The organism is Halopiger xanaduensis SH-6 (genome assembly GCF_000217715.1).
In the GTDB taxonomy this organism is placed as follows: domain Archaea; phylum Halobacteriota; class Halobacteria; order Halobacteriales; family Natrialbaceae; genus Halopiger; species Halopiger xanaduensis.
This window is the reverse complement of sequence record NC_015666.1, coordinates 449,337-469,305: the sequence shown is the minus strand read 5'-3', so window position 1 is coordinate 469,305 and position 19,969 is coordinate 449,337. Positions and strand designations below refer to the sequence as shown.

The following is a 19,969-nucleotide window of genomic DNA, read 5'->3' as shown; positions in this document are numbered from 1 at the left end:
CGACGCCTCCGGCGTGGGATTCGGATACCATATGCGTTCGATGCGAGAGGGCAAGCAAAAACGTTGCGGGTTGGTACCAGACCGGACGGCGGCCCGCGCCCGCTCAGCCGTTCGAAAGCCGCGTCGTCTCGAGCGTCCCCGAATCAACCCAGACGAATCCCGACTGCTCTGCGGCGGCCTTCGCCTCCCGAACCGCGTCTGGATCGAACGGATCGTCGAACTCGATCCGCTGCTCCTCGGGTTCGACCGCCGGCAGCTCCGGGAGGAAGTCGTCGTCCTCGAGCAGCCCCTCGACGGAGACGTTCCCGCCGGCGCCGAGCGCGGCCCCGAGTGCGCGGTAGCGCTCGTTTTCGGTCTCCCACTCGACGTCGGAGCCGAAGGAGTCGTTCGAGACGCGCGTCGTGGTGGTCGTTCCCGAGAGTGTGCCGAATCCGTCGTCATCTGATTCTGGTTCCGACTCCGATTTCGCTGCCGACACCGACGTTGACACTGATTCTGACTCGCTATTGGCGGCGTCCGCTCGAGCGTCATCGGATCCTCGTTCGCTGGCTTCAGCGGTCGTCCGCGACGAATCCTCGCCATCGCTGACTCGCGAGACGGTCGGGGAACCGCGGAGTTCGAATCCATCGGCCTTCCTTGAGGGCGGCGACGTGGTCCGATTCGCCGTGTCGGTTTCTTGCTGCTGAGTTTCGGACGCAGCGTCGGCGTCGGACGGCGCGGCTTCAGTCACGTTGCTCCGTTCGCTTGCCGACTCGACCCCGCTCTCGGCCTCTTCGATGAGCGATTCGATTCCGTCGTCTTCGCTCTCGCTCTCCCTCTCGAGTACGGTCGTCTCGTCGCTGGCGTCGTAGCCGCTACGTCGGTCACGTTCACGGTCGTGCGCCCACGCGGGCCACGGCTCGTCCGCACCGTCGGGTGCTTCGCTCGGGACGTACGCCTCGAGGCCGTGGTCCGGAAGCAAGGGCCGTTCGACCGCCGTAATCCGCGGGCCGTACCGATCCCGAAGTCGCTCGAGTTCGCGCTCGTCGACCAGCGCGGCCCGCCAGCGGTCGACGCCCGAGGAGAGGAGGACGAACCGGGCGTCGGTGCCGGAAAGCAGCGAGTCGTTGATCGCGTGCAGGACCGCGGGCAGGTTGTCGGTGCCCAGCGGGGTGTCGGGGTACTCGACCGTCGTCTCGCGGCGGCGGCCGCCGTGATCGGTCGCCTCGAGGTACATCTGTTGCGGTGCTCCCCTTCCACGCCCCGTAGCTGAGAGCGAAAATGACCAGTCGATCGCCTCGAAGACGGCCGTCAACTCCCGCTCGAGGGACTCTCGGGCGTAGCGCGCGGCGCAGTTGAGCCCTCGGTCGCTCCGAGCGATGGTCCGCCGGAGGACGGTCGTTCGATTCCGGCCGTCCGAGAGGGCGTCCGCGAGGGCTGCCTCGAGCGACTCGTCGCTCGGTCCGTCCCGCCGACGGTCGATATCCGCCGCCGTTACGCCGAACGCGCCGAGGACGTCCGCGCAGACGAGGAGCGTATCGCGGGGAGGGCGGGGCATCCGTCCGAGTGGTTTCACGAACTGACCTATATAACTTCGTCAGACATCGACCTGTAAGTTAGGGAAAAGGACGCGAAACGAGTCCGGTACTGGTCCGAACGCTGCCGTTACCGCCGACGCGGCGACTCGAGTTCGATATCCGCTTCCTCGAGCAGGTCTTCGACTTCCTCGCGCTTCTCCTGGTGTTCCTCGAGGAACTCCTTCATGAGCTGGGCGGCCTGCTCCTTGCAGTCGCCACAGAGACGCTCGCCGCCGACGCACTCGTCGTAGACGCGCTTGGCGAACTCGTCGTCGTCGCCGGCCAGCAGGTAGGCGTAGAGTTCGTAGACGGGACACTCGTCGGCGCGGCCGCCCTTCTCGCGCTGCTCCTCGGCGGTCTCGCGCCCGCCCGTGGTCGCGGCCTTGACCTTGTCGTAGCCGTCCTCGGGGTCGTCCAGCAGCGAGATGTGCGAAGCGGGGATCGAGGAGGACATCTTGCCGCCCGTGAGGCCGGTCATAAAGCGGTGGTAGATCGACGAGGGCGGCTGGAAGCCGTAGCCGCCGTTCTCGACTTCGATCTCGCGGGCCAGTTCCTCGGCTTCCGCGCGCTCGAGGTCGAAGGCGTCGACGTGGTTCTCGTAGACGCGCTTCTCGCCGTCGACGGCGTCGATCAAGGCCTCGAATGCCTCGTCGGTCGCGCGCCGGTCGAAGAAGCGGATACGAGGCCGCAGCGGCTCCATACCGCCTTCCTCGAGTTTCGTCAGGACGGAGTCGAGCGTGCTCGCGTCGACTGCGAGCTCGGAGAGGGGCGTCTCCTCGAGCGCCTCGGCGACGTGGGTACACCGGAGCGTGTCGTCGTCGAAGTCAGCGGGGTCGAGGCGCTCGTGGAAGTCGGCGACCAGTACGCGCTCCGCGGGCTCGAGTTCGAAGCTGGCGTACGCCTCCGAGACCTTGAAGAAGCGCATCCGCTCGGCCAAATCCCGCGCGAGCCGGACGTGTGGGTCCTGGTCCGGGCCGACCGGGATGACGGTCGGCTTGGGCTCCTCGAGTTGCGGGTAGAGGATGTCGGCCATCTGGGTGACGACCGACTGCATGTGGGAGACGTCGGTCTCGCCGTCGAAGCCGTAGATCGACTGGAACTCGGAGAAGTTGGCGTCGGCGCCCAGTTCGAAGGCCAGGTCCTGCAGTTCGCGGTTCGTTGACTGGCGGTAGAGGGTTCCTTCCTCGGGGTCGAAGCCCAGCGCGAGCAGCGAGAGGAGGTAGTCACGGGCGTGTTCGTCGATCTCTTCCCAGCTCATCCCGCGGGCGGCGTTGGCCTCGAGGTCCGCAATGAGCGCGTAGGCGTCGGCGCCCTGCTGCTGGTGCCAGATGATCTCGTCGAAGACGAGCTTGTGACCGATGTGGGGGTCGCCGGTGGGCATGAAGCCCGACAGCACCGCCGCGGGCTCGTCGTTTTGCAGCGCCTCGGCGACGGGTCGGTAGTCGCGGTGGCCGAAGATGACGCCACGGCGCATCAGGTAGTGGGGGTGGGGAACCTCGTCTAATACTTCGTCGAACTCCTCGATGCCGAACTCCTCGAAGAGCTTGCGATAGTCGGAGACGCTCGAGGAGCCCCAGGGGTCGAGCGCGACGTCGTCCGCGCCTGCTGCTCCGCCGTCCGGTAACGGTTCTCCTGACTCGGGCTCGAAGTCAGTAGACTCCTCGAGTGGATCGTCTCCGGTCATTATCGTCGTTTTGGCGCTCGGGTGCGCAAAAGCCTTCGCTTCTCGCTGCTCGCCGTTGCGCTCCACGGGGGACCGGATCGGGCCGCCCGCGAAACGCGTCGGATCGCCAGTATCTTCATGTGACGGCGCCGACAACGACGACCGATGGCAGACGCAGACCCGGACCCGGGCCGCTCGGTCGCCGCCGCCAGCGACACCTGCACCGAAGTGATCGACCGGATCGGCGACGCGGTGATCACGGACCGCGAATTCCTCGAAACCGTCCTGACCGCCGCGCTCGCACGCGGCCACGTCCTCCTCGAGGACGTCCCCGGGACCGGGAAGACGCTGACCGCGCTCACGGTCGCGCAGGCGCTGGGACTGGAGTTTTCCCGGATCCAGTTCACGCCGGATCTGCTGCCCAGCGACATCACCGGCTCGCACGTCTTCAACGAGGCGACCGGCGAGTTCGAGTTTACCGAGGGACCGGTCTTCGCTAATGTCGTCCTTGCGGACGAGATCAATCGCGCGCCGCCGAAGACGCAGGCCGCCCTGCTCGAGGCGATGGACGAGGGGCAAGTCACCGTCGACGGGACGACCCGGGACCTGCCGGACCCCTTCTTGGTGATCGCGACGCAGAACCCCGTCGAGCAGGAGGGGACCTTCGAACTCCCCGAGGCCCAGCGCGACCGCTTCATGGTCAAGAGTTCGATCGGCTACCCCGAGCGCGAGGGCGAACTCGAGTTGATCGAGCGCCGAAGCCGGCGCGAGACGAAGATGCCGTCGGTCGAGCCGGTCCTCGAGACGCGCGGCGTCCGCCAACTACAGCGCGTCCCCGAACGGATCACGATGGCCCGCGAGGTCCGCGAATACCTCGTCGACCTGGCGCGGGCGACCCGGGCCGACGACCGGGTCGAGATCGGCATCTCGCCGCGCGGGATTCAACGGTACTACGAGGCGGCTCGAGCGCGGGCGGCGATCGAGGGCCGCGAGTACGTCGCGCCGGACGACGTCAAGCGGATCGCAGTCCCGGTCATGCAACACCGGCTCGTGCTGACGACCGACGCGCAGATCGAGGGCGTCGACGGCGCGACCGTCGTTCGGGACGTCCTGAACCGGGTCGAAGTGCCGGCCGTCGAGCCGTAGCTCGTCGAGAAATTCGGCCGCTCGTTTTACGATTCCGTCGCCGCTGCAGCCGCCGTCGCCCGTCGCTTGAGTACGACCAGCGCCGCGAGCAGCGCGACGGTGAGACTGATGACGACGGTCGCGCCCGTTCGAACCGTCGCGCGCTCGAGGACGGCGGTGAACCCGAGCGCGAGCGCGATACCGACGACCCCGACGACGACGGCGCCGGTCGCGTGTGCGACCGCCGGCCGGCGAATGGTCGGCTCGCGGCCCAGTTCCTCGACGATCGAGACGCCGTAGACCGCGCTGTCCCAGGCGACGATCGCGCACGCGACGGCGGCGCTGACGACCGGGGTCGACGCGCCGGCGACCGCCGCGGCGATCGCGCCGCCGACGAGCGCGCCGGCCGCCAGCGACCCCGGCGCGCCCCGATCCGGCAGCAGGCGGAGAGAGCCGAGCAGCCAGATCGCGACGAAGAGCGTTCCGGCGGCGCTGATGACGCCCGCGACCACGATGGCGATGATCGCGATGCCCTCCGACGGCGCGAGCAGCGAGGAGAGCTCCTGCGTCGGCACCGTCCCGATCACCGGGACGGGAAGCGGCTCCCCGTCGGCCCCGAGCGCCTCGAGTTCCGGCCGGAGTAGCCGGTCGAACGCGCGCGGGTAGCCCACCAGCACGAGCAGCGAGACGAGGGTCCCGCCGGTCAGTACCGGCAGCCACCTGACGGCGGGATGGTACCGGAGCCGGTAGAGGCCGGGCAGCCGGGAGACTAAAAGCGCCGCAATTAGGACGACGATAGCTCCGACGAACGCGACGCGCGGTCCCGCCGCCATCGCGAGCGGAACGGCGGTCGACTCGAGCAGCGGGTAGACGGAATCGAGATAGGGCTCGTCGGTCGCCCGCGAGAGCGCGGCGGTGATCGTCAGGGCGCCGCCGACCAGCAGGACGGTCCAGCCGCCCCAGCCGGCTCGCGACGCGAGCAGTCGGATCCGCCAGCGGACGTCCGCGCGGCGATCGCGGGGCAGCAACTCCGGAATCGGCAGCCGCGGCAGGACGAAGTACGCGGTCCAAAGGGCGGCGACGAGGAGGGCGACGAACGTCGCGACGCCGACCATCGTGTTCTCGGGGGAGAACAGGCGCGCGAGCTCGAGGCCGCCGTCGGTCGCTGCCGCCCCGGATCCCGTCCCCGGCTCGCTGCCGTCGCCGAGCGGGACGAGGTCGTGCACTCGATTTCGAACCGGCGGAAGGTGGACGCCGCCCACGACCGCCAGCGGGAGCGTCGTGGCGACGGCGACGGGGATCGCCGACCGAACCGCACCGTCGCCGATCGCACCGGTGACGGTCGCCGTCGCGCCGAACGCCGCCAGCCCGACCGCGACGACGACGCCGATGCGGGTCGCGATTTCGCCCGGGCCCGCACCGGTGCCGACGCCGGTCGCCGCCTCGAGGCCGGCCGCGGCCGCGATCCCGAGCGCCGCGAACACGACGAGACAGCTCCCGACGGCGCGGCCGCCGGGCGTCCGCCGCTTCGTCGCCGTCACCGTACCCGTTAGAAGACAGCCGGCCGCGACGGCGGCGACTGCCGGAACGAGCGAACCGATACCGATCGCGAGCGCGAGCGCCCCGGCTAGCGTCGCGAGGATCGTCGTCAGCGCGGTCACCGGTGCGCTGGTCGTCTCGGGGGCACGAGACGGATCCCGGCGCGTCGGCGCGGCCGCCTCCGGCGGTTCGCCGATATCGCTCGCCATCAGCGGATCACCTCCCCGAAACCGCGTCCGAGGGCGCCGGCCAGCGGCGTTTCCGGATCCCAGTCCGCGATCGGCACGTCGAGTCGGCGAAGCCGCTCGAGGCGCGCCTGCCGCCGGATTGCGGCCAGTCGCGCCCCAACCGCGTCGGCGTCGGTGACGGCCGGCGAGATCACCGCCGCATTGTACCCTCGACGGCGGAACTCGGCCGTGAGGGCGACGATCTCGTCGTCGACGGCGGGCGTACAGACCACGAGTTGGGCGGTGGCTGGCAGCAGCGCCTCGAGGTGGTCGACGTCGGCTGCGGTACCGCTGTCGCCGCCGTTACCCCCGTCGGCACGAGCCGCACTCGAGTCGGCGTCGCTCGGTTGCGACCGTGCTGTCGGGTCGACGCCATTCGGTGTTGATTCTTCGCCCGAGTGGTCGGCGCCGCTGCCGCGGGCGGCGACGGCGTCGCAAACTCGTGCGATCCGGCCGCCGACGTCGGCGCCGTTGCCGGGGGCTACGTACGCCGGCGGACCGGTGTAGACGCCGGGCGTCCGCCCCCGGACGCCGAGGCCGACGATTCCGACGTTGTGGCCCGCCTCGAGCAGCGCGTTACCGGTTACGACGCCGGCGTAGGCGGCGAGCGTGATGCCGTCGGGTCGGCCGCGGCCCGGCGCGACCCCCGAGACTGCGCGGCCGTCGACGACGACGACGACGTTCGTCGCCTCTTGCTCGCGGTAGAGCACGGTTCCGAGTTCGCCGGTCCGGGCGTAGCGGCGCCAGTCGATGCGGCTCAGCGGATCGCCCCGCCGGTAGTCCCGGGTCGAGTGGAACTCGTAGCCCGCGCCGCCGCTGTCGCTGGCGACGGCGCCGGTGACGGCGATCGTATCCCGGTGGAGCGGCAGGCCGTCCAGCGGGATCGTACACTCGAGTTCGGCGTCGCCGTCGGCCGCGATCGCGTCGGTCGCGACGGCCGTCGCGCTCAGGCTCCGCACGCGGATCCAGGTCGCGTCGAAGACGTAGGTTCCGCGCCGCGGCTGGATCGCGTACTCGAGTTCGATCTCCTCGCCGGCCCGGAGCGTCGTCGCGCCGCGCGCGTCTCCGCCGATAACGTCGAGGTTCTCGGGCACGCCGTCGACGATTCTGACGTCGGGCAGCGTCCGGTCCGATTCGTTTCGCACCGTCAGCGCGACCTCGACGCGCTCGCCGGGCAGCGGCGTCCGCGGCGTGCAGTCGCGCTCGAGGGCGATCGCCGCGGCCGGATCGGGAGCCGAGGAGAGCGCCGCGTAGCCCAGGTACGTCACGGGGACGATCGCGGCGACGAGCAGCGACGCGGAGCCGAGGACGGCGCCGGCGGCCGCGAGGACGAGCGAGGCGACGACGCCGGAGTGCCACCGCGTGACGCGGCGGATTCGCAGGTTCCTACGCATTGTCGTCCTCCGATTTGTCGCTAGCACCGGCTGCAGTGTCCCCGTCGGTATCGATACTCCCCCCGCCGTTCGTCCCCGTTCCTGAATTCATCGTCGCCGAACTCGCGTCGTCGGCCGATCGCTCCGCGTTGAATTCGCCCTCCGCAGCGTACCGTTCCATCTCCGCGAGCGTCCGCTCGAGGCGCCGCCGGAACGTCCGACCGGGGAACAGCCACCGCCGCAGTCGGTGCCCGAGCGAGAGCGTCCCCGCGGACTCGTCGCCGAGGAAGACCGCGGCGATCCGGTCGTCGGTCCACTCGCCGCGTCGGATCCGCTCGTCGGCGGCGTCGCTCGAGTAGCCCTTCGCGGTCTCGACGGCCCGCAGCGACTCGCGCAGGTCCGCGACGACGGCGTTGGTGTTGGCTCGGTTGCCGCGCTCGAGCGCGTCGATCGTCCGGTCGACGCGCTCGGTCGTCGTTTCGCCGACGACGTCGACGGCGGCGACGACGCTGTCGCTGCCATCGCCGCCGGCAGCCGTCACCGCCGACGCACCGGGATCGTCGGCCCGGACGTCCGTCGCACCGGAAAAGTACGTGCGCCAGAGCCCGAACAGCCCGATTGCCGCCGCGGTGCCGATCAGCACGTGCTGTCGATCGACGGCCTCCTCGACCGTCGCGACGGCCTCGAGCGTGCCCGCCGGCAGCACCGACGGCGCGGTCGCCAGCACGGCGCCGATACTCAGGGCCGCCAGCGTCACGAGGACGAGGAGAGCGTTCGTCTTGGAGTAACCGGCACCGCTCATCGGCGATCACCGTCGGGTTCGTTTCCGTCCTCGTCCGTGACTTCTCTGTCACGTCCGTCGTCACCGTCGCCCGTCACCGACCGCACCGCCGCTCGCACGCGCTCGAGTCGATCCTCGGACGGGGCCGTCTCCCCGTACTCGCCGTCTCGGAAGGCGTCGACGACCGTCCGAACCGGCGGTTCGGGGAACCCCTTCTCGACCGCGTACCGGCCGACTTCCCCCGGCGTCTTCGTTCGAAGGCGGGGCGGCCGCACCAGTTGTACGAACTCCGCCCAGAGTTCCCTGAGCGTCCGAACGTCCTCGTCCGTCTCCTCGTCGCCGGCCGCAGCCCCCTCGTTGGCGCCGGTAACGGCCCCGCTGACGTCGTCGACCCGCTCCCTCGAGGAGCGCAACAGGGACCGAATCGCGTCCCGGAGGAACCGGTAGAGCCGAATCGGGTGCAGCGCCGCGAGCGCCGCCAGCCCCTTCGTCGCGAGTTCGCCGGGCAGGGCGACGAGCCAGCGGCCGGCCCGCTCGAGCGCCCGCACGACCGCGCGGGTTCGACCGGCGACCCAGTAGCCGAACGACTCGAGGGAGCGGGCCACCCGGACGATGGCGTCGACGGTTCGCCGGCCGAGCGTCCGGAGGGCGTCGCCGAGCCGCTCGAGCAGGCTCGTCGGCGAGGGCAGCGAGCGGAGCCGGTCGCCCGCGTCGTACCGAGCAGCGAGCCGCCAGAGGAGCAACGCGCCGACGACGACGGCCAGTACCAGCAGCGCGGCGTTTCGATACAGGCCGTCGACGGTCGTCGTCGCGCGTGCGCCCTCGTACTCCGCAGTGATCGTCGCCCGGTCCGCGAGCGGCAACCCGACGGTCGCCGCCCCGTCCGCGCCGGTCGTCGCCGCGGCGGCGCCGTCGACCAGGATCGTCGCGTTCGCGACCGACTCGTTTCCGTACTCGAGTCGCGCGTCGACCGATCGGCCGGGCAGCGGGAAGCGGTCGTCGACCGTCAGCGACAGCGCCTCGACCGCGATCGTTCGCTCGGCCCGGATCTCGCCGCGCTCGACGGCGATCGTCGCGTTCCCCGGCGTCTCCGGAACGGGAATCACCGCCGCGCCGTCGTCGTCGGTCGTCCCGTACGCCTCGTTGTCGACCGTGACGGTCCCCTGCGGGATCGGATTCCCGTTGACGGTGGCGACGACGGTGACGTTCGTCCCGGCGATGGGGCCCCCGTCGATCGTCAGGGCCGTCTCGGGGTTCATCTCGACCGTCGTTCGCGCTCCGTCTCCGGTCTCGTTCCCGGCTTGGGAGTCCTGTACTGCTGAGAGCGGCATCGCCACGGCGCCGTGGAACTGCCGCGACGAGCCGAGTCCCGGCAGCGCCGGCCCTGAAACCGAGGCGGAGCCGCGAGCCGTCGTCGTCTCCGTTTCCGTCGGCGACACGTCGGCCCGCACCTCGAGCGTTTCCGCGTACGGCACCTCGCCGGTAACCGTCCCGTCCGCGTCGGTCGTCCCAACCTGTTCGTCGTTGAAGTAGACGGTGGCTCCCTCGACCGGGTCGCCGTCGCCGGTTACGGTGACCGCGACCGTCGAGCCCGGCGTCGGCTGTTCGTCGAACGAGATGTCGTAGGTCGTTCCCTGGTTGTCCTCGTCGCCGCTATCGTCTTCGCCGGCCTCATCGGTATCTTCGCTATCGTCGCTACTGTCGCCGCCTTCGTTTCCGTCGCCGTCGCTCGAGTCCTGTGCGTCGCTTTCGCTCGGATCTCCACCATCGTCCGAGTCCTCGCTACTGCCCGAATCGCCGTCTCCAGTGGTGTTCCCGTCGCCGTCAGCATCGCCGTCACCGCCATCACCGTGGCCGGCCCCGTCGCCCGCTTCGGAGTCCGATCCGCTCGTCCGTTCGCCGCTCGAGTCACCGTCGCCGTCGCCCGACGTCGTCCCGTCGCCGGCCGTACCTTGCCCGTCGGTCCCCGTTCCGTCGGATCGGCCGCCGGGCTCGTCGGCCGTCCCCTCGCCTGGTTCTCCGGCGGTTCCGTCACCGGATCCGCTGCCGAATTCTCCCCGTGACGGCTCACCGGTCCCGTCTCCGTCGGCGGAACCGGCGTCCGAGCCGTCGCCGGACTGACCGCCGGCGGTTCCATCCTGCTGGCCTGCGCCGTCGCCGACTTCGGACCCGGACCCGGAATCGGAATCGGAGCCGGGTCCGGCGTCCGAACTGGTACCAGAACCGGCTTCGGAACCAGATCCGCTGGAGCCGCTACCCGCCTCACCTGACTGCTCGCCGCTCCCTCCGGAACCGGCTCCGTCCTCGAGCGAATCCGACCCGCTACCGTCGGCCGATCCCGGCTCTCCGCTATCGCCGGCACCCCCTTCACTGCCGGACCCGCCGGAACCCAGCTGTTGATCCCCGGAGCCGCCACCGCTGCCGCCGCTTCCGAGTTGTAGTAACCCGCTCGAGTCCTCCTCGCCGGCCGGCTGTGCCGGTCCCTGTCCCTGGAAGCCGACGCCGCCGAGCGGCGGGATCGTGACCGCTGCCAGCGCCAGAATCGCCGCGGCGAGGAGGACGAGCGCGACCTGCCCCCAGTCGGGACCGGTCGCGGATGCGGCGCTCGGGTCGACTGACTCGTCGCTCGCTTCCGTCGGTTCTGATCCCATCCGAAACTCCCGTCTCGGACCCACCTAATTCCCCGATACCCATAAAAATATGCAGCGATAGCCGCTCTGCCGGCCACAACGCTTAGGTGGCGGGTCCGCCCGCTCGAAGCGAGACGCCCCCGCTCATCGATTCTCCGCGCGCATCGTTTCGAGCCGCTCGACCGGATCGACGCCGGACAGGACCACGACCGCGAAGACCTCGTCGCCGTCCGCCCGCGGCGCGTCGCCGCCGAGGATCTCGACCGAGCCAATCGCCGACTCGAGCGTTTCGCGCCCCTCCGAAATCGCCCGTCGGTTGAGCCACGCGGGCGGGCCGCCGACGATCAACATCGCGCGGTCGGCGTTTTCGCGCTCGCACTCGAGGGTGAGCTTTCCCCGCAGCGCCTTCCGGATCGTCGTTTCGACGGCGCTGAACGCGGCGCCCGTGTCGACGCTCGAGTCGGAGCCGAAGAGGCCGAGCCCGAGGTCGATATCGAGCCCGAACAGCGAGCCGCCGTCGTCGGTCTCGACGCGTTGCGTGCCGTAGCCGAGACTCACTATGTCGCTTTCTGTTCCCAGGATGCGGCCGACGTCGTTCGCGTCGATGACGGTCTCGGCGCCCGAATCGGCGTGTCGATCGCGGTTGCCGCGAGTACGGCCATCGCCGTCCTCGAGCCCGCTCGTGTCCGCCGTCGACGCGAAAAACGCGCCGACGCGGGTCGCGATCTCCCGATTGAGCCGCTCGCGGCCGTCTCCGAGTCCCTCCCGCGGTCGCAGCCACAGTTCGTTGTCGAAGCAGATCGTCGCGGTCGCGAGGCCGTCGAGTCGCTCGAGGGTTTCGACGGCGTTTTTCTCCGCGAGCGGGCGCGTTTCGGCCTCGGGGATCGCACTCTGCTCCGCGTCGTCGGCCGTCCCGGGTGCCGCTGCAGTGTCGCTCGCCGGTCCGTTCGTCGCCGACTCGTCGACCGTCCCTCGGTCGTCGATCTCGTCGGCCGCCCCCTCCTCGAGTTCCGATTTCGCCGGCAGCGTCGCGAGGACGTACACCGGCTCGTCGTACAGCGTCTGCAGGTTCGCGACGAGGTGCGGGGCGGTTCCGCCGCCGGTCGCTCCGCCGAGGCCGACGACGACCAGGAAGGCGTCCGCGAGCGACGGTTGGCCTTGATCTAACTGTCGGCTGAGTTCGTCGACGCACTCCTCGCCGACCTCGAGCCCTCGGTGGAGGTTCCCGTCGAGTCCGCGGTCGATCGTCTCGCCGTACCGGTGTCGATGCGTCTCGGAGATCGCCCCGAGATCGGTCAGCCCGTCGACGTCGGTGTCGAACGCAAACGCGTCGGCGACGAACGACGGGGCCGTCGCCTCGTCGTCCGCCGCGCGGATCGCATCGGCGATCCGACACCCCGCGCCGCCGACGCCGATCACCTCGAGTTGCATAGCGGAACCTATCGGCCGACCGGGCTTTCACGTTTCCGTTCCGATCGCTTGCTCGGCTGATACCTCCCGGCGCTCTTCGGCACCTCGCGGCGCCCGCGCTCGCCCTCGAGATCGGGTCCGGGTCCGGGTCCGGTCAGGGCGTCAACCGCTCGAGCGACCACCAGTCCACGTCGCCGTCGTCGTCGACGAGCGCGAACACCATCGTCTTGCGGACGCCGTGGGCGAGGCGCACGTCCAGCGCCAGATCTCGCGGTTCGAAGACGTAGTCGGCCGGATGCACCCGCACCAGCAGTTCGGAGTGATCCAGTTCGGCGACGGAGTCGACCGCGGCGTAGGTCCGAAAGTCCGCGCCGAACTTGTAGCCGGTCTTGGGAACGACGTCGCGCTCGCGCAGGTCCGTATAGACGGCCAGCCGGCGCTCGAACCGGTCGCCTTCGACCTCGCGACCCCGCTCCCGAACCGTCGCCGGATCCAGGTCGATCGCGCCCCGCTCGGCGAGGTACGCCGCCTCAAGCAGCGAACACTGCAGCGTCGGCCGGTCGTACTCCCGGCCCTCGAGCGGTTGGCCGTAGAAGAGTCGCTCGTAGAGTTCCAGCGGCGGGTCCCAGACGACGACGCGGTCGGCGAGCAGGTCGGCCTCGCAGCCCTGCGGGAGGGCCACGTCGGGGTTCGAGTCCCCCGTCGGCTCCTCCCGGTTCACTTCGAAGTAGGTGATCTCGCTCTCCTCGTCGACGACCGCGAGGACGCCCTCGGCGAGTTCGGCGGCCGATACGTCGGTCCGCTCGCCGATGATCCGCAGCGCGTAGGCGATCTCGCCGTCGCCGGGCCCCTTCCCGCGGGGGAACACCGCGAAGTCGGCCTCGCCGGTCGGCGGATCCTCGACCCACGATTCGTCGGCCGGCGAGAGGTAGAAGCCCCGCGAGCGCAGATCCGCGTAGACGAGAAACCGCACGCCGAAGTGGTCGCCGGGTTCGCGGGCGACGAACGACTGGAAGTCCAGTCGGGCCCCGTTCGCGTCGTCGACGACCGCCTCGAGGTCGCCCCGGTAGAGCAGGTGGGCCGCCTCGACCGGCGAGAGCGCGATTTCGTTGCTCGAGATCGGATAGCCGTACCCCCGGGAGTCGTGGTAGCGCTGTCGCGCGTCGCCGCCGACGTAGACGAGGCCCGCCTCGGCGTCGAACCGCCCCTCGAGTGACATACGCGTGGCTTGGCCGTGGGGCACTAAGTGACTGCGGATCCCGCGCCGTCGTGGGCCACCGCCTCAATCGTCGCTGACGGCTTCGGGATCGCCCTCGCCTTCGAGCGCCCGCGCCTGCACCCGGTCGCAGGTCGCGTCGAGACACCGGGTGCCGCTTTGCGTCTCGAAGGTCGGGAGCCCGCAGGCGCACTCGCCGTCGACGACGCCGGTCGGCATCGCGAAGCCGGTATCGCAGTCGGGATAGTGCTCGCAGCCGGCGATGAGCCCGCCCCGCCGGAGGATGCGGAGGTCGCCGTCGCAGCCGGGTTCGGGGCAGTTCCACTCGCGGTCGAACGCCTCCGAGACGGCCTCGTCCAGCGACTCGCAGTCGCGATCGAGACAGACGTTGAAGGCGAGGCCGCGCTCGACGCGCATCCGCGGGAGGCCGCAGTCGCAGTTGTGCCCATCGTTCCGGATCGTCGCGTCCGACGGCACGCCGTAGCGCGCGCCGCAGTCGATGCAGTGGACGCCCCGCGAGCGTACGAGCGCGCCCGAACAGTCCGGACAGGTGCCGATCCGCGGCCCCGCCGCCGAGACCGGGTAATGGGCGAAGCCGTCCTGCTCGTGGGCCGCGATGCGCAGCGTCTGGGCGTCCTTCTTCGCGACGAGCGTGAAGCCGTCCGAGCGGTCGCTCGAGACGCTGTCGGCCCGGGTCAGCCACGCGACGGGCTGGTAGCCGTCGCTGTCGTGGACGAGCACGGTGTTGTCGGGTTTGACGACCGTCGTCATGCGGCCGCGGTACTCCTCGCGCTCCGTTCCTTCCGTGATGACGGTGCAGTCGCCCGCGAGCACGCGGATCGCGTCGTCGATCATGGCGACGTTGGCCGCGGATTCGTACTTAAATTCGCGGTCGACCGGGACCGCTGTCTTTCCCGAGTAACGAACCGGCGGATAAATATCCGTATTTTCGTCGACCACGGGGGTTCCCCGTACGATGATCGGGTCGGTGGGAAATTGGGTTGTAGTTCTTCGATTTCAAATCGAGACACTATACAGGTATATAGCGAAACGTTCCCGAGTGTTCCAACCGTCAGTCGTAATCAGAAATCCGTCCTCGATGAATTCGTCTCTTGGGGAGCTCAGAGAGACGAGATCAATGTCCGCATCCCGGAGCCAGCTTCTGATGTTTCCAAACCAGTTAGCTCACTCGAGGAGCGGATCGACGCCTACTACGGACCGAAGTCAGAACGATCTATTGACGGCCAACTTCACGGGGATGTAGCGAAAGCGGCGACGATGGCTGGCGGCGGGAACGACGGGAAATCGCAGTTGGACGAGTTCTAGACGTTCCGCCCGAGCCACTTGTTCGGGTCGAAGAGGTCCCGAACAGCCTCGACGAGGCCCTTGCTGTCGTGCTCGCCCGGCCGGAGGCGGGCGCGAATCCGCGAAGAGATAAGCTCGATGCCGAGCACGACGATGAACACCATGATGAGGCCGGCAGCGGTCTGCTGGAACGCGAAGAGGTCCTGACTGTTCCGAATCATCAGGCCGAGCCCGCCGGCGCCGACGACGCCCAGCGAGATGGCGATGCGCGTGTTGATTTCGAGGATGTACAGCGTCCACGCGATGAACGACCGCGAGACCTGACTGAGCATCCCGAAGCTGACCGTCTGCGTGCCGGACGCGCCGGTCGAGCGAATCGCCTCGATGGGGCCCTCCTCAATTTCCTCGAGGTCGTCCGTGAACAGGCGGCCGAGGTTACCGATGCCGTCGGTGGCAATCGCCAGCACCGCGGTGACCTGTCCCGGTGGCCCGATGGGAATGTAGAGGAAAATCCAGACGATTGCGGGGATGGCGCGGATGGCGCTGAGGGTGCCGCGGAAGATGAAGTTGAACGGGAACGGCGTGACGCGCTCGCTGCCGAGCACGCCGAACAGGAGTGCCAGCGGGAACGCGAGCACGGTCCCCATGAACCCGAGCAGGAGCGTCACGAGGCTCGCCTTCACGAGCGACTGCCGGGAGGACGTGAAGCTGTCGATAATGTGGACGCCGCCGCCCCGGAAGCTCGCCGGAATCGCGCGCAGGCCCGTGATTCCCTGTTCTTTCGTGTAGACGGTGAAGTTCTGGAAGTCCGGTGGGAAGAAGCCGGTCGCGATGAAGTCCCACATCGCGGGGTACCGGTTGGCGACGACCCGCGGCTGGAACCCGATGTAGCCGAGCCCCCAGTACGTGACGGCGATGACGGCGCCGACCAGCGCCACCCAGAGGACGTACCTGAGTTTGCGGAGGCGGTCGAGCGTGTCGAGTTTCTCGCGGACTCCGGTGGACGTCACGCGCTCTCACCCGCGTCCGCGGCGGTGTGGGTGGGAACGGTGTTCGTCCCCGTCGGGTCGTTCGTGAGTTCCCCGCTCACGTCGTCTCCGTAGTAGATGCGGTCCATCTCCTCCATCGTGAGGTCGTCGGCGTCGCCGTCGAAGATGACTTCGCCGTCCCGGATGCCGAGGAAGCGGTCACCGAACTCGCGGGCGATGTTCACTTGATGGAGGCTCGTGATGGTGGTGAGGTTCTCCTCGGTCGCGGCCTTCTTCAGGTAGCGCATCACGTCGCGAGCGGCCTTCGGGTCGAGACTGGCGACGGGTTCGTCCGCGAGGACGAGCTGGGGCTCCTGAACGAGCGCGCGAGCGATGCCGACACGCTGTTTCTGTCCGCCGCTCATCGACTCCGCGCGCTGGCCGGCCTCGTCGAGGAGACCGACGGTGTCCAGCGCCTCCAAGGCGTTGAGCTTGTCCGCCTCGCTGTGCATTCCGAGCATACTTCGGAGGAGGCTGTTCCGGGAGAGCGCGCCCGTGAGCGCGTTCCCGAACGCGGTCTTGCTCTCGATGAGGTAGTGTTCCTGGAACACCATACCGACGTCGCTGCGGTTCCCCTGCACTTCCTGGTCGCCGACGCGGACGGTCCCCTCGGTCGGTTCCGTGAGCCCATTGAGCACCCTGAGCATCGTGGACTTCCCGGCACCCGACGGCCCGAGCAGGATGACGAATTCGCCCTCGGGGATGGTGAACGACACGTCGTCGAGCGCGACGGTATCCTCCCCGTATATCTTGGTGACGTTCTCGAATTCGATGGTTGGCATGTTAGTTGGGATTGCTTGTGTGGCCAAAAACCGGCGTGATCGCGGTGGTTACCCGAAGATTTCCGGACCGACGTCCAGTTCGTCAGCGACGTCGATGACGGACTGGTAGTCCTCCTGAGACGCCTCGCGGACGTCGCTGAACCAGAGGTCGTCGTCGGTGCCTTCCTCGCCGTCGGCGCCGTGGTAGATGCTGTCCGGCCCTTCGAGGAACGCCTGCTGAATCGCGTTCTTCTCCTCTTCGCCGAGTTCGGGAGAGACGACGATGGGCGCGCGCGGAAGCCCCTCGTCCTCGTGGAGCGTGGTGGCGACCTCCTCGAACTCGTCGGGAGCCGGCCCAGTGGACGTGTCGCGAACGAATCCGCCCATCGCCGCGGCGTCGACCTGTCCCTGTTCGAGGAGCGTATACGAGCCGACGTGGCCGCCCGCGAAGCGCGCGTCGAACTCCGCCTGCGAGCCGTTGCCGTCCGGGAGGTTACCGATGTCGAGGCCGCCCTCCGTGGACAGGGCGTACAGCGGGTAGAGCGCGCCGCTGGTGGACAGCTGGTCGGAGAACGCAACGGACTTGCCGGAGAGGTCCGACAGCTCCGTGATGTCGCTGTCGGTGGGGACCGCGATGATGCTCTTGTACGTCCAGCCGCCGTAGCCGTAGCGCTGGAGGATGATCTCGGCGTTGTCGGTCATCACGCCGAGGCCGGCGGCGAACGGGCCGGTCTCCGCGAAGTCCATCGTCCCCTGGCCGAGGGACTGGATGATAGCACTGTAGTTGCTCCCGATGGTGCTCTGGATGCTGAGGCCGTCGGCAGTGTCGTAGTTCTCGGTAACGTAGCTCTCGACGTGGTCCTCGAGCGGTGAGTACTGGACCTCGAGGTCCTCTTGGGGGACCGAGGGAGAGATACCGAAGTTGATGTTGCCGTCTCCACCGAAGGCCAACTGGTTGGACTCCTCGGTCGTCGTGGAGTTACCGTTGGACTCGGTCGTCGCCTGACTCTCGGAGGTCGTGGTGTTGTCGCCGTCGCTGTCGCCGCCGTCGCCGCCGTCACTCGTGCAACCAGCGAGTCCAGCAATACCTGTCGCGCCAACTAGCTTGATGAACTTGCGTCGTCCTGCCATGGAGAATTCGTTTGTGAATATGCAAGGTCCTTGAAAAGATTTCCCATTTGATTATACACATGGATACCTATGTCTATGTAACAAACGGTGGATGGAAACCCGCTTGCGGCCGCGGAGAAAAGGCGCGACTATGAGTATCTCGTCGACCGACCAGACGACGGCGTCCGTCGTGGTCGTGGACTACGTGCTGGGGACCCTCCGGAGTGTCACGCGCGGACTCACCGTCCGCCGTTTTCGTTCGGGTTCACAGCGTTGCAGCGCGCGACGATTGCGTCGACCCGCGACGGCGACCACGACCTCGGCTCCGGCTCCAACCCCCGCAGCGGAATCCGGTCGGACTTTGTACCAGTACCGACGATGAACGCGCGTGGCCCGTCCAACGCTGATCGTCTACTGTGGCTTGCCGGGGGTCGGCAAGTCGGCTGCGTCGGCCTACACCGCATCGAACCTCCCCGCCGAACGGTACCGAAGCGACGAGGTTCGCAAGCAGCTGTTCCCCGATCCCGAGTACACCGCCGAGGAGACGCAGGCGACCTACGACGAACTCCTCGAGCGCGCTTGGCCCGACCTCGAGGCCGGATCGAACGTCGTCCTGGACGCGACCTTCAAGACGAAGCGGCTCCGGAACCGCGCAGCGACGCTCGCCGACGACGTCGGCGCGGAGGCGATCTTTACGCGCGTCACCTGCGACGCCGACGTCGTCGAGACGCGCATCGAAAACCGGACGAGTACGGACTCCGTCAGCGACGCCGATCTCCGCGTGTACCGCCTCGTCAAGGAGTCGTTCGAGCCCCTCGAGCGCGAGCACGTCGTGATCGACAACTCGGGGTCGATCGAGGAGACCTACCGCCAGATCGACCGTACGCTGTTGCACGCGCTGTGCAAGTAGCGCGGTCCGGCAGGCGACACCTGCCCGCGTCGAGCCGCTCGAGCGAGCGGCACCGGACGACCGGGATCAGCGTTGCGACGAACGACCGAGAGGAATCTTCGCTATGACGACGTTATGACGATGACGACGATCAAGGACAGCGTCCACGACTACATCGAACTCGGCCCGACCGCGGAGGCGCTGCTGGACACCCCGGAAATGCAGCGCCTGCGGAACGTTCGCCAGCTGAGTACCGTCCAGTTGGTTTACCCCTCCGCGAACCACACGCGCTTCGAGCACAGCCTCGGCGTCTACCACCTCGCCTCGCGGGCGGTCGACCGCCTCGAGGTCGACGACGCGCTCGCCGACCGGCTCCGCGCGGCGGCGCTGGTCCACGACGTCGGCCACGGCCCCTTCGGCCACCAGACCGAAGCCGCGATCGAGCGCCATACGGACCGCCACCACGACGAGATCGAGTGGTTGCTTTCCGACCCGGACGGCGACCTCGGCCGCGTGCTCGCCGAGCAGGGGCTCGACCCCGCGGCCGTCGCGGCGACCGTCGACGGCCGCGGGCCGCTGGGCGAACTCGTCTCCGGTTCGCTGGACGTCGATCGGATGGACTACCTCGTTCGCGACGCCCACCACACCGGCGTCCCTTACGGCACGATCGATCACGCCCGATTGCTCTACGCCTTGCGCCGCGTCGACGGCGAACTCGCCCTCGAGGAAGGTAACGTCGCGACGGCCGAGAGCGCGCTGATCGCGCGGACGCTGATGAACGCGACCGTCTACCGCCACCACGTCTCGCGGATCGCCGGCGCGATGCTCGACCGGGCCAGCGAACGACTCCTCGCGGACGGCGTCGTCGACCCCGAGCGGTTCGCCAGACTGACCGACGCGGAACTGCTCGCGACCTTCGCGGAGTACGACCGAACCGCCGATACCGCGACGCGAATCCGCGAGCGCAACCTCTACAAGCGGGCCGTCTGGGTCCGCCGCGCGGCCGTCCCCGACCGGTTCGTCGGCCTCGCGTACGATCGGACCCGCAAACTCGAGCGCGAGATCGCCGAAATTGCCGGCGCCGATCCCGCAGCTGTCATCCTCGACAGTCCCGCCGAACCGAGTTCGCCGGAATCGCGCGCGAAAATCGTCGTCGACGGCGACCTCCGCCGGCTCGAGGAGCGCTCGGCGCTGGTGGCCGGGCTGGACGCCTGCACCCGCGAGATCTGGCGACTGGGCGTCTACGCGCCGCCGAACGCACTCGCGGACGTGCGCGAGGCGGCGACCGCAGTGCTCGACCTCGAGGGCGTCGAGGGCGACGTCGCTCCCTGACCGGTTCGCGCCGCTTTCTACTCC

At 68.9% G+C, this 19,969-nt stretch carries 15 protein-coding genes; 3 read left to right on the top strand and 12 right to left on the bottom strand.

Going from position 1 to position 19,969, the window contains the following annotated elements:
- Nucleotides 1-103: 103 nt before the first annotated feature.
- On the bottom strand, nucleotides 104-1,537 hold the full coding sequence (locus HALXA_RS02275; RefSeq protein ID WP_013878684.1) for a hypothetical protein: 1,434 nt from the start codon (nucleotides 1,535-1,537) through the stop codon (nucleotides 104-106).
- Nucleotides 1,538-1,644: 107 nt separating this feature from the next.
- A complete protein-coding gene (locus HALXA_RS02270; RefSeq protein ID WP_013878683.1) occupies nucleotides 1,645-3,240 on the bottom strand; it encodes a tryptophan--tRNA ligase in 1,596 nt (531 codons plus the stop codon).
- A 144-nt stretch (nucleotides 3,241-3,384) separates the two neighbouring features.
- Between HALXA_RS02270 and HALXA_RS02265 the strand changes: the two genes are divergently transcribed.
- Nucleotides 3,385-4,365, top strand: a complete 981-nt coding sequence (locus tag HALXA_RS02265) for an AAA family ATPase (RefSeq protein ID WP_013878682.1) — start codon at nucleotides 3,385-3,387, stop codon at nucleotides 4,363-4,365.
- Nucleotides 4,366-4,391: 26 nt separating this feature from the next.
- Here HALXA_RS02265 and HALXA_RS02260 read toward each other — a convergent pair whose 3' ends face one another.
- The 10 genes from HALXA_RS02260 to phnD form a co-directional block, all read right to left on the bottom strand.
- On the bottom strand, nucleotides 4,392-6,092 hold the full coding sequence (locus HALXA_RS02260; RefSeq protein ID WP_013878681.1) for a DUF7519 family protein: 1,701 nt from the start codon (nucleotides 6,090-6,092) through the stop codon (nucleotides 4,392-4,394).
- Nucleotides 6,092-7,504, bottom strand: coding sequence for a DUF58 domain-containing protein (locus HALXA_RS02255; protein WP_013878680.1), 1,413 nt, complete (start codon nucleotides 7,502-7,504; stop codon nucleotides 6,092-6,094). The genes HALXA_RS02260 and HALXA_RS02255 overlap by 1 nt, the downstream gene beginning before the upstream one ends.
- Entirely contained in the window at nucleotides 7,497-8,285 is a 789-nt protein-coding gene (locus tag HALXA_RS02250; protein WP_013878679.1) for a DUF7269 family protein, read from the bottom strand. Before HALXA_RS02250 ends, HALXA_RS02255 begins: the two co-directional genes overlap by 8 nt.
- On the bottom strand, nucleotides 8,282-10,915 hold the full coding sequence (locus tag HALXA_RS02245; protein ID WP_013878678.1) for a DUF4129 domain-containing protein: 2,634 nt from the start codon (nucleotides 10,913-10,915) through the stop codon (nucleotides 8,282-8,284). The genes HALXA_RS02250 and HALXA_RS02245 overlap by 4 nt, the downstream gene beginning before the upstream one ends.
- Before the next feature lie 123 nt (nucleotides 10,916-11,038).
- Nucleotides 11,039-12,325: a cell division protein FtsZ gene (locus HALXA_RS02240; RefSeq protein ID WP_013878677.1), complete on the bottom strand. Its 1,287-nt coding sequence runs from the start codon at nucleotides 12,323-12,325 to the stop codon at nucleotides 11,039-11,041.
- A 133-nt stretch (nucleotides 12,326-12,458) separates the two neighbouring features.
- Nucleotides 12,459-13,523, bottom strand: a complete 1,065-nt coding sequence (gene endA / locus HALXA_RS02235; protein WP_013878676.1) for a tRNA-intron lyase — start codon at nucleotides 13,521-13,523, stop codon at nucleotides 12,459-12,461.
- A gap of 63 nt (nucleotides 13,524-13,586) precedes the next feature.
- Nucleotides 13,587-14,375 (bottom strand): endonuclease NucS domain-containing protein, encoded by a 789-nt coding sequence (locus tag HALXA_RS02230; protein WP_013878675.1) that lies wholly within the window; start codon nucleotides 14,373-14,375, stop codon nucleotides 13,587-13,589.
- A gap of 467 nt (nucleotides 14,376-14,842) precedes the next feature.
- A complete protein-coding gene (locus tag HALXA_RS02225; RefSeq protein WP_013878674.1) occupies nucleotides 14,843-15,835 on the bottom strand; it encodes a PhnE/PtxC family ABC transporter permease in 993 nt (330 codons plus the stop codon).
- Complete coding sequence (gene phnC / locus HALXA_RS02220; RefSeq protein WP_013878673.1) at nucleotides 15,832-16,635, bottom strand: phosphonate ABC transporter ATP-binding protein; 804 nt, start codon at nucleotides 16,633-16,635, stop codon at nucleotides 15,832-15,834. The genes HALXA_RS02225 and phnC overlap by 4 nt, the downstream gene beginning before the upstream one ends.
- Before the next feature lie 48 nt (nucleotides 16,636-16,683).
- Nucleotides 16,684-17,745, bottom strand: coding sequence for a phosphate/phosphite/phosphonate ABC transporter substrate-binding protein (gene phnD, locus HALXA_RS02215; protein ID WP_013878672.1), 1,062 nt, complete (start codon nucleotides 17,743-17,745; stop codon nucleotides 16,684-16,686).
- A gap of 367 nt (nucleotides 17,746-18,112) precedes the next feature.
- Here phnD and HALXA_RS02210 point away from each other — a divergent pair, with 367 nt between their 5' ends.
- Together HALXA_RS02210 and HALXA_RS02205 are read left to right on the top strand one after the other, a co-directional pair.
- Nucleotides 18,113-18,634, top strand: coding sequence for an AAA family ATPase (locus HALXA_RS02210; protein ID WP_013878671.1), 522 nt, complete (start codon nucleotides 18,113-18,115; stop codon nucleotides 18,632-18,634).
- Nucleotides 18,635-18,754: 120 nt separating this feature from the next.
- Complete coding sequence (locus HALXA_RS02205; RefSeq protein ID WP_049895376.1) at nucleotides 18,755-19,945, top strand: HD domain-containing protein; 1,191 nt, start codon at nucleotides 18,755-18,757, stop codon at nucleotides 19,943-19,945.
- Nucleotides 19,946-19,969: the final 24 nt, after the last annotated feature.

Coding starts and splice junctions, on each gene's coding strand:
- HALXA_RS02275 (WP_013878684.1), bottom strand. CDS start 1,537: ATGCCCCGCCCTCCCCGCGATACGCTCCTCGTCTGCGCGGACGTCCTC.
- HALXA_RS02270 (WP_013878683.1), bottom strand. CDS start 3,240: ATGACCGGAGACGATCCACTCGAGGAGTCTACTGACTTCGAGCCCGAG.
- HALXA_RS02265 (WP_013878682.1), top strand. CDS start 3,385: ATGGCAGACGCAGACCCGGACCCGGGCCGCTCGGTCGCCGCCGCCAGC.
- HALXA_RS02260 (WP_013878681.1), bottom strand. CDS start 6,092: ATGGCGAGCGATATCGGCGAACCGCCGGAGGCGGCCGCGCCGACGCGC.
- HALXA_RS02255 (WP_013878680.1), bottom strand. CDS start 7,504: ATGCGTAGGAACCTGCGAATCCGCCGCGTCACGCGGTGGCACTCCGGC.
- HALXA_RS02250 (WP_013878679.1), bottom strand. CDS start 8,285: ATGAGCGGTGCCGGTTACTCCAAGACGAACGCTCTCCTCGTCCTCGTG.
- HALXA_RS02245 (WP_013878678.1), bottom strand. CDS start 10,915: ATGGGATCAGAACCGACGGAAGCGAGCGACGAGTCAGTCGACCCGAGC.
- HALXA_RS02240 (WP_013878677.1), bottom strand. CDS start 12,325: ATGCAACTCGAGGTGATCGGCGTCGGCGGCGCGGGGTGTCGGATCGCC.
- endA (WP_013878676.1), bottom strand. CDS start 13,523: ATGTCACTCGAGGGGCGGTTCGACGCCGAGGCGGGCCTCGTCTACGTC.
- HALXA_RS02230 (WP_013878675.1), bottom strand. CDS start 14,375: ATGATCGACGACGCGATCCGCGTGCTCGCGGGCGACTGCACCGTCATC.
- phnC (WP_013878673.1), bottom strand. CDS start 16,635: ATGCCAACCATCGAATTCGAGAACGTCACCAAGATATACGGGGAGGAT.
- phnD (WP_013878672.1), bottom strand. CDS start 17,745: ATGGCAGGACGACGCAAGTTCATCAAGCTAGTTGGCGCGACAGGTATT.
- HALXA_RS02205 (WP_049895376.1), top strand. CDS start 18,755: ATGACGACGATCAAGGACAGCGTCCACGACTACATCGAACTCGGCCCG.